Source organism: Sulfitobacter sp. HI0129 (assembly GCF_001635395.1).
Classification (GTDB): Bacteria; Pseudomonadota; Alphaproteobacteria; order Rhodobacterales; family Rhodobacteraceae; genus Sulfitobacter.
In genome coordinates this window covers 1-8,497 of the sequence record NZ_LWGH01000532.1, presented here as the reverse complement: position 1 = coordinate 8,497, position 8,497 = coordinate 1, and the positions used below count along the sequence as shown (strand labels likewise).

Sequence of the window (8,497 nt, the reverse complement as noted above, 5' to 3'; positions counted from 1 at the left end):
CCAGCATCGACGAGCGCCTGATAAAGTTGCGGAAAGCGCAGGTCATAGCAGATGGACATCCCCAGCGTGCCCCAAGGCGTCTGCGCCACCACCGCCTGCGTGCCGGGGCGGTAGCCCGCCGATTCGCGGTAGGTTTCGGTTTCGTCGATTTCCACGTCGAACATGTGGATCTTGTCATAGCGCGCCTGAACCGCCCCGTCGGGATCGATCAGGAAGGACCGGTTGGCAAAGCGCCCGTCCGGATCCTCCGTCTGCAATCCGAGCGATCCGATCAGCAGCCAGATCCCATGGGCGTTGGCCTCTTCCCTCAACGCGGCGAGTGTTTCGTCCTCGCTTTCGGCCCGCAGGACCTTTGCCTGTTGCGCGCGGCTGGTGGAGACACAGTTCGTCACCTCCGGCGTCAGCACGAACTGAGCGCCCTGCGCCGCCGCATCGCGAAGATAATCCACCGTCCGGGGCAGGTTTTCCGCTGGATCGTCGCTCGCGTTCAGTTGCAGAAGCGCGCCGCGCATCAGTCCGCCAACAGGGGGTCGAGTTTGCCCGCGCGCTCCAGTGCATGCAGGTCGTCCGATCCGCCGACATGTTGGTCGCCGATGAATATCTGCGGCACGGTGCGGCCCCCGTTGGCGCGCTGCACCATCTCGGCCTTGCGATCAGGATTCGACAGCACGTCGATTTCCGTGAAGTTGACGCCCTTCTGGTTCAACAGGCGTTTCGCGGCGTGGCAAAAGCCGCACAGCGGCGATGTGTAGATCTCGACAGGCTTCATGACCTCATCCTTTCTGCATCAGGTGTTGCACAGGACTTAGGTCTCTTTGGCCACCCGCGCCAGTGTCGCCACCGCAATCTCTCCCGATCCTGCGTGACGGCAGCACTGCGCGGCGGTCGAAAGGGTCGCGCCGGAGGTCAGCACGTCGTCCACCAGCAGAACGGGCCGCCCCGCCAGAGACGCCGCGTGGCGCGAATGGATGCGCATGCTGCCCTGCAGGAGCGCGAATCGTTCCTCCCGCCCCAGGCCGTCGAGGGACTCCGTTCGCCGGACCCGTTGAAGGAGGTTCGGACACCACGAAAGACCAAGCTGGCGCGCCACCGAACGCGCAAGCAGTGCCGACTGGTTGTATCGCCGCTTTATGGTCCGCGTCCAATGCAGCGGAACGGGGGCGACAAGGGTATCGGCCGCCAATGTCCTGTCCCCCATGGCGTGCACCATCCACCGGCCCGCAGGTTGCGCGATCTCCTGCCGGTCGCCGTGCTTGAGCGCCAGTACGAGCTTTCGCCCCGTCCCGTCGTAGATAAGCGCGGACCGCGCCCACCGCCACGGCGGGGGCGCCGCCATGCAGGCATCACAGGTCAACCCGTCTTCGCCCGGACCCGGCAGCGGTACGGAGCAACTGTCGCAGATGGCCCCCGCGATGAATGGCGTATCGCGCCAACAAGGCCCGCAAAGCCCGAATTCCGATCCGACCGTCATGCCGCAGCCAAGGCACCTGGGCGGATATATCGCAGCCAGTGCCGTTTGAAGTCCCCGCGCCTGCACCTTATTGTCGCTCCATGCCGCCACCCAATATCCTGACAGATCCCATCGCCCTTCAGAGCCGCCGCCGTCGGGCAACGGAAGCGGGCGATTTTCTGCACCGTCTCGCCATCGACGAGATCGAGGATCGGCTTGAAAGCGTTAACAAGTCCTTTACCGCGCCCGCGGTGGTCACCGGCTGGCCGGAGATCTGGCGCGATGTGCTTCCGACCGCGCGCATCGTTGCGGACGACGAGACTTTGCAACTGGAGGTCGACCAGCATGATCTGCTGATCCACGCCATGAGCCTGCACTGGGCGAACGACCCCGTGGGCCAGTTGATCCAGAGCCGCCGGGCGCTGCGCCCCGATGGGCTGTTCCTCGGGGTGTGCTACGCAGGGCAGACGCTCAATGAATTGCGCAGATGTCTCGGCGAAGCCGAAGCCGCTATCTCAGGCGGGCTGTCGCCCCGCGTGGCCCCCATGGCGGACCTGCGCGACTGGGGCGGGCTGCTCCAGCGCGCGGGGCTGGCCCTGCCCGTGGCCGACAGCGTGACAACACGGGTGGAATACGATGACCTGCACGCCCTGATGCGCGATCTCCGCGCGATGGGGGAGACCAACGCGCTCGCCGCTCGGCTGCGCCGACCCACGCGCCGGGCCGTGATGGATCGCGCGGCAGAGCTTTACGCCACCCATTTCCCGGGCCAGCACAAGGCGATCACCGCCACCTTTGAAATGGTATTTCTTGCCGGTTGGGCCCCTGATGCCACCCAGCCGAAACCCCTGCGCCCCGGGTCGGCACAACAACGGCTCGCCGATGCGCTCGGCACGCAGGAAAAACCATTGTCGGATTGACCGAAGTCACCGCTCCGCTATGTGATCGGCGTTACAAGAACAGGAGAGACCATGACAAAATCCCGCCCGGCACACGCACCGTCCGACCACCCGGCGGTGCCCCAAGCCCGTGTGGGCGTTTTGTTGGCGAACCTCGGAACGCCGGACCACTACGATTACTGGTCCATGCGCCGCTACCTGAACGAATTCCTCTCCGACCGCCGGGTGATCGATTACAGCCCGTGGAAATGGCAGCCTTTGCTGCAACTCGTCATCCTGTCCAAACGCCCCTTTACCAGCGGGGCCGCCTATAAATCGATCTGGAACGAAGAGCAGAACGAAAGCCCGCTGATGACGATCACCAAGGCGCAGACCGCGGCGATCGAGGCCGAAGTCAAAGCGCGCTACGGCGATGACGTGATCGTCGATTTCTGCATGCGCTACGGAAACCCCTCCACCCGGTCAAAAGTACAACAGATGATCGAGGCGGGATGCCAGAAACTCCTCTTCTTCCCGCTCTACCCGCAATACGCCGGAGCCACCTCCGCCACGGCGAATGACGCGTTCTTTGCAGCGCTCAGCAAGGAAAAATGGCAACCGGCGAGCCGTACGGTCGCCCCCTATTTCGACAGACCAAGCTATATCGAGGCGCTCGCCCAATCCATCGAATGTGCCTATGCGGCCGCCGCCGAAAAGCCGCAGTTGCTGGTCTGCTCCTATCACGGCGTGCCGACCCGTTATCTGATGGAGGGCGATCCCTACCATTGCCAGTGCCAGAAAACGACGCGACTGCTGAAAGAACGGCTGGGATGGGACGACACGCAGATCATCACGACGTTCCAGTCCCGCTTCGGCCCCGAAGAATGGCTCCAGCCCTATACGGTGGAGGAGGTCGCGCGGCAGGCGAAGGCCGGCAATCGCAACATCGCCGTCTGCGCGCCCGCCTTTTCCGCCGACTGCATTGAAACGCTCGAAGAGATCAATGAAGAGATTCGCGAAAGCTTCGAGGAAGCGGGCGGCGAGCGATTTACCTATATACCCTGTCTGAACGATGACGCCGCCCATGTCTCAGCACTGGTCGAGGTGATCGAGGAAAACCTGCAGGGCTGGGTAGACTAGGCTTTTGGTTCAACGGGGAGCGGGCATGAAAAAAGGCGGTGCAAGCACCGCCTTTTCCAAATTCTGAATCTGCCTGAAACTCAGGAAGTTGCCGCGACCAGAACGGCCAGCAGGAACAGCGGCAGCAGGATGCCGCCCGAGGAACCTGTTGGCTCTTCAACGATGACAACCGGCGCTTCGACGACGGGCTCAACAACCGGATCGGCGAGAGACCCTGCGGATGCCATGGATGCGGTTGCAGCGAAAGCAGCCGCCAGAACGAGTTTTTTCATAGTGAATCCTCCTGTAGTTGCGCCCACTCATGTGGATACGCTTACGAACTTACCTCATGCTCTTTCTAAACAGCATGATGCAGCCCGAGAAAACAGGTTTTCGCATTCACCCAGCACAACCCAAGGGATTGTCGTCAAATAAGCAACACTTGCGTGCCGACCGTGGTCAGCGCGAACAGTTCGGCGATATGCTCATTATAAAGCCCGATGCAACCGTTCGACGACCGGCGGCCGATCTTGCGCGTGTCGTGCGTACCGTGGATGCGGTAATACGTCCAGCTGAGGTAGAGCGCATGGGAACCGAGCGGGTTGTCCGGACCGGGGCCGACATAGGCGGGCCAGTCGGGGTTACGCTTTAGCATCGACGGGGTCGGGCGCCAGCTGGGGCCCTCCACCTTCTTGATCACGCGGGTACGACCGCGGCGGGTCAGATCCTCGGTCAGCGGAACGCTGGAGGGATAGAGTTTGTAGACGCTCTGATCGTGGGACCAGAAATGCACCGCGCGGGTGTCGATATCCACGAGCACGGCGCCATTGCGGGTGTCCTTGAAATAGGGGCGCCAATCCAGTTGCCGGAAGCTGGAGATGTTTCGCTGCGCGCTGCCGCCAACGGTTACGTCCGCTTCGGTGGTCGCGGCGCTGTTCACGCCTGTCGTGCTCTGTGCCAGCGCCGGTGTCGCCAGCAAAGCGGCGCTCCCTGCAATAAAGGCCCGGCGTGATGAAAGGGGATTACGTGCGTCAGACATCGTGAGACTCCGCTGGATGAACGAACTTGTGCAATCCGGTCCCTTATATGGGCGCAAAGACGCAGTTTCAAATCAATCAAGCGTCATTTGGCAGAGTAACGCCGATGTGCGTTTGCCCTGCCACGCCCGGCGCGGTAAGTGATCGGAAAGTATTATCTCGTGGAGCCTCCAATGATCAGACTGATCTCCCTGCTGTTTGCCGCCTCTGTTGTCCTGTCCGCCTGCGCGTCTTCCTACCCGACGACGCCCGACGGCTCCGCGGGCTACCGGATCAGTTCCAGCGAGGAAGGCGAGATTCAGTTCCGGATGCTGGACGCCGTCAATGCCCTGCGCAGCGCGGCTGGCGCGGGCCAGCTTCAGCTCGACGCAAAGCTCAACGCGGCGGCGGCCACCCATGCGCGGGACATGGCGGTTCAAGCGCGGCCATGGCACTTCGGGTCTGACGGGTCCTCCCCCGTCGATCGTATCCAGCGCGTGGGCTACACCGGCGGCCTGGTCGGAGAGGTCATTTCTGAAACCTACGAAACGGAACTCGAAACGCTGACCGCATGGATGGACTCGCCCGACACGCGGCGCATCATCCTCGCCCCCGAAGCGCGCAACATGGGCTTCTCCTGGCATCAGGAATCCAACGGCAAGATCTGGTGGACGATGGTTCTGGGCAACTGACCCCGAAGGGTCAGCGCCCCTGCCAGGTCGGTCCTAGCGGCCGATGACGATGGGGGTGCCGTCCCGCACCATCGAATAGATATCCTCGATCTCGGCGTTCGTGACCGCGATACAGCCCCAGGTCCAGTCCGATGTCTCGGGCTTGAAGGGGTTGCGCTGGCCGTGGATGAAGATATCGCCACCCGGTTTCTTGCCCATGGATTCCGCCATCGCCAGATCTTCGGCGTTGGGATAGGAAATGCCGATGGACAGATGGTACTTGCTGTTCGGGTTGCGGCGATCGATGTAGTAGCGCCCTTCGGGCGTGCGCCCGTCACCCTCGAACATCTTGTGGCCGATCGGGGCAAAGCCCAGCCGGATGTTGTATTGCTCAAGGATCTCGCCCTTGTGCATCAGGTACATCAGCCGGGACTGTTTGGACACGACGACCTGCGTCACCTCCGGCCCGTCGTACCGCTTGAACTTGGTGTTGTTGGTGCTGCTGCAAGCGCCCAGCGTAATAGCTGCGGTCGCTCCCATGAGAAGTTGCCTGCGTTGCATCTGCCAATGCCTCTGTCTTTTGTTGATTTGTTTCTGAATACCCGAAAACGGCGGAATCGCATAGCCGTCAAACGCAGAAGTTATCGCGGACGTGGCGAATTTTCATCTATCGAAAAGCACGCTGCAAGCTCCAGATGCGACGACCACCGGAACTGATCGACCGGCTGCGCCCAGTCGAGCCTGTAGCCCCCCGCCACCAGCACGGCTGCATCCCGGGCGAAGGTGACGGGGTTGCACGAGACATAGGCGATGCGCGCAGGCCGGGCGCGGACCAGTTCCGCCGTCTGCGCTTCGGCACCGGCCCGGGGCGGGTCGATCACGACGGCGTCGAACCGCGCCAGTTCATCGACAAGCAAGGGGCGGCGGAACAGATCCCGTGTCTGCGTGCTTACCGGGCTAAGGCCGCTCGTCTTGCGCCAGCCCGCTTCCAGCGCCTCCAACATCTCGCCTTCGCCCTCCACCGCGTGCACCTCGGCCTCCGAAGACAGCGGCAAGGCAAAGGTGCCGCAACCGGCGAAAAGGTCAGCAACCCGCCGGGGGGCACCGATCGCCTCCCGCACGGCATCGAGCAGCGCCGCCTCGCCATGCCGGGTGGCCTGCAGAAACGCACCGGGCGGCGGTACAACACGGGCCGCCCCGAATGTCTGATAGGGCGGGGACAGGGTCGCGATAACCTCACCGTCCCATGTCAGCCGGGCGACATTCGCCTGATCGCAAAAGGCCGCAAGCTGCTGCCGCGCTGGCGCGTCAAGCGGCTTTCCTCCCGTCGCGGCAATGTCCAACCCGGTGTCGGAGGCCGTCACCGTGACCGCAAGCGCCGCCTTTCGGCTGCCGCCCGCGATGGCGAGATGACGGGCAACCTCCATACCTTCCATCACCTCCGGCTCGAGAATCAGGCAACCCGGTATTTCGATCAGCACGTCGGAGCCCATGGCGTGGAACCCGGCCATGGCGCCCTTCTTGGTGCGCCGGGCGCCAAAAGTCGCGCGGCGGCGCGATCCGGGCGGCGATGTCACGATGGGCCGGATCTCCGTCTCCAGCCCCTGCGCGGCCAATGCGGTGTGCAGCACCTGCATCTTCCAGTCCGCGACGAAATCATCGGCGGCGTGCTGCAACTGGCATCCCCCGCAGGACCGGAAATGACGGCAAGGTGCCGCCACCCGCTCGGGCGAAGGGGTGACGATCCGAACCTCCGTCAGCCGCTGGCCGTCGGGCAAGCCGGTGATCGTCTCCCCCGGCAGGGTCATCGGTGCGAAAAGCGGTCCCTCGACCACCCCGTCCCCGTGAAGGCCCAGCCTTTCTACCGTGTACTGATCCATCCGTTCCTGCCTGTTCCCGGCGCCGCCCGCCCCGCTGCGTGCAGGAATAAGAACCAAGGCGTCACGCTGCCGCTTGAACGGCCCGCCCACTGCGTTTAAACACAGCCCCGGTCCGCCTCAATAGCTCAGCTGGTAGAGCAGGTCCTTCGTAAGGACAAGGTCGGGGGTTCGAGTCCCTCTTGAGGCACCATTTCTTCGCTAGCTACGATAGCCTTGCCCTTGAAGGTGACCCTTCCCTTCAGAAGGGCGTAGCGCAGCGGGTGCGCAGTCCCCGCAGGAATCAGGCCCCCAACGCCCTCACTCCGCCGCGCGGACGTTGAGAAAGCCGCCGGACTGGCGTTCCCAGTAGCGGGCATAAAGTCCCTCTCTGGCGAGCAGGTCCTCGTGGCTGCCCTCTTCGACGATGCGCCCGGCGTCCATCACCACGATCCGGTCCATCTCCGTCAGGGTGGACAGGCGGTGGGCGATGGCCAGCACGGTTTTCCCCGCCATTACCCGATCGAGCGCGGCCTGAATCGCGGCTTCGACCTCGCTGTCGAGGGCGCTGGTGGCCTCATCCAGCACGAGGATGGGCGCGTCTTTCAGGATAGCGCGGGCCAGTGCGATCCGCTGCCGCTGCCCGCCCGACAGTTTCACGCCGCGTTCGCCAAGATGCGCATCGTATCCGCGGCGGCCCATGTGGTCGCGAAGGTCGAGGATGAAATCATGCGCCTCCGCCCGTTTTGCCGCGGCGATGACCTCCTCGCGCGTGGCATCGGGGCGACCGTAGAGGATGTTGTCATGGGCGGAGCGGTTGAACATCGCCGTTTCCTGCGTGACCATGCCGATGTGACGGCGCAGGCTCTCCTGCGTGACGGCGCGCACGTCGGTGCCACCGATCCTCACCTGTCCTGATTCCGTATCGTAGAGCCGCAGCAGCAGCGCCACGAGCGTCGATTTCCCCGCCCCGGAGGCACCGACGATCCCGAGCTTTTCGCCCGGCTCCACCGTCAGGGTCACATCGTCGATCCCGCCGGTTTCGCGCCCATAGGCAAAGGTGACGCCGTCGAACTCGATCCGCGCGGCGGCCAGCTGCAGATCGACGGCTTCTGCGCCGTCCTCCATCCGGACGCGCGGGGTGAGGGTGCGCATCCCGTCCTCGACCTCGCCCACGTTGGCATAGATCTGCATCAGCGTGAAACTGACCCAGCCGGTCATCTGCGCGATCCGAATCGCGATGGCACCTGCGGCCACGATGTCGCCCTCCGTCGCCATACCCCGCTGCCACAGCACGAGCGTGCCGCCCAGCAGCAGCACAGGCAACAGCCCCGCGAGGCTCATCAGGGCAAGCCGGAACCCGGCGGCGAGATAGCCGAACTCCAGCGCCTTGCCGCGAAACGTCCGCATCGCGCCCAGTGCGGCCCGGTCTTCGTGGTCGGCGTGGGCGAACAGCTTGACCGTCTTGATGTTGGTGATGGTATCGACCACCTGCCCCGAGACCATG

11 protein-coding genes and 1 tRNA gene are annotated in these 8,497 nt (G+C 63.8%); 4 read left to right on the top strand and 8 right to left on the bottom strand.

Features of this window, described 5'->3' with window-relative positions; genetic code table 11:
* The 3 genes from A3764_RS14570 to A3764_RS14560 form a co-directional block, all read right to left on the bottom strand.
* The coding region (locus A3764_RS14570; RefSeq protein ID WP_330220527.1) for a nitrilase-related carbon-nitrogen hydrolase at positions 1–512 on the bottom strand (512 nt) is incomplete at its 3' end.
* Positions 512–769, bottom strand: a complete 258-nt coding sequence (grxC, locus tag A3764_RS14565) for a glutaredoxin 3 (protein ID WP_067923465.1) — start codon at positions 767–769, stop codon at positions 512–514. The genes grxC and A3764_RS14570, both read right to left, overlap by 1 nt.
* Positions 770–805: 36 nt before the next feature.
* Entirely contained in the window at positions 806–1,537 is a 732-nt protein-coding gene (locus A3764_RS14560; protein WP_067923462.1) for a ComF family protein, read from the bottom strand.
* Positions 1,538–1,551: 14 nt separating this feature from the next.
* On the opposite strand from A3764_RS14560, the gene A3764_RS14555 reads away from it, so the two are divergent.
* Together A3764_RS14555 and hemH are read left to right on the top strand one after the other, a co-directional pair.
* Positions 1,552–2,370 carry an SAM-dependent methyltransferase gene (locus A3764_RS14555; protein ID WP_067923459.1) on the top strand — a complete coding sequence of 273 codons (819 nt, stop codon included), beginning with the start codon at positions 1,552–1,554 and terminating at the stop codon, positions 2,368–2,370.
* Between the two features lie 51 nt (positions 2,371–2,421).
* The gene (hemH, locus tag A3764_RS14550) at positions 2,422–3,468 is read left to right on the top strand and encodes a ferrochelatase (protein WP_067923456.1); all 1,047 of its coding nucleotides are present in this window, start codon (positions 2,422–2,424) and stop codon (positions 3,466–3,468) included.
* An 80-nt stretch (positions 3,469–3,548) separates the two neighbouring features.
* Here the strand turns inward: hemH and A3764_RS14545 are convergent, their stop codons facing one another.
* A complete protein-coding gene (locus A3764_RS14545) occupies positions 3,549–3,740 on the bottom strand; it encodes a hypothetical protein (protein ID WP_067923453.1) in 192 nt (63 codons plus the stop codon).
* A gap of 134 nt (positions 3,741–3,874) precedes the next feature.
* Positions 3,875–4,486, bottom strand: a complete 612-nt coding sequence (locus A3764_RS14540; RefSeq protein ID WP_067923450.1) for a L,D-transpeptidase — start codon at positions 4,484–4,486, stop codon at positions 3,875–3,877.
* 171 nt (positions 4,487–4,657) lie between these two features.
* Between A3764_RS14540 and A3764_RS14535 the strand changes: the two genes are divergently transcribed.
* Positions 4,658–5,155, top strand: coding sequence for a CAP domain-containing protein (locus A3764_RS14535; RefSeq protein WP_067923447.1), 498 nt, complete (start codon positions 4,658–4,660; stop codon positions 5,153–5,155).
* 33 nt (positions 5,156–5,188) lie between these two features.
* Here the strand turns inward: A3764_RS14535 and A3764_RS14530 are convergent, their stop codons facing one another.
* Both A3764_RS14530 and A3764_RS14525 read right to left on the bottom strand, forming a co-directional pair.
* On the bottom strand, positions 5,189–5,695 hold the full coding sequence (locus A3764_RS14530; protein ID WP_067923444.1) for a L,D-transpeptidase family protein: 507 nt from the start codon (positions 5,693–5,695) through the stop codon (positions 5,189–5,191).
* A gap of 80 nt (positions 5,696–5,775) precedes the next feature.
* Entirely contained in the window at positions 5,776–7,014 is a 1,239-nt protein-coding gene (locus A3764_RS14525) for a class I SAM-dependent RNA methyltransferase (protein WP_067923441.1), read from the bottom strand.
* Positions 7,015–7,128: 114 nt separating this feature from the next.
* On the opposite strand from A3764_RS14525, the gene A3764_RS14520 reads away from it, so the two are divergent.
* Positions 7,129–7,204, top strand: a tRNA-Thr gene (locus tag A3764_RS14520).
* A gap of 107 nt (positions 7,205–7,311) precedes the next feature.
* Here the strand turns inward: A3764_RS14520 and A3764_RS14515 are convergent.
* A partial coding sequence (locus A3764_RS14515; protein ID WP_067951705.1) for an ABC transporter ATP-binding protein occupies positions 7,312–8,497 on the bottom strand: 1,186 nt, incomplete at its 5' end.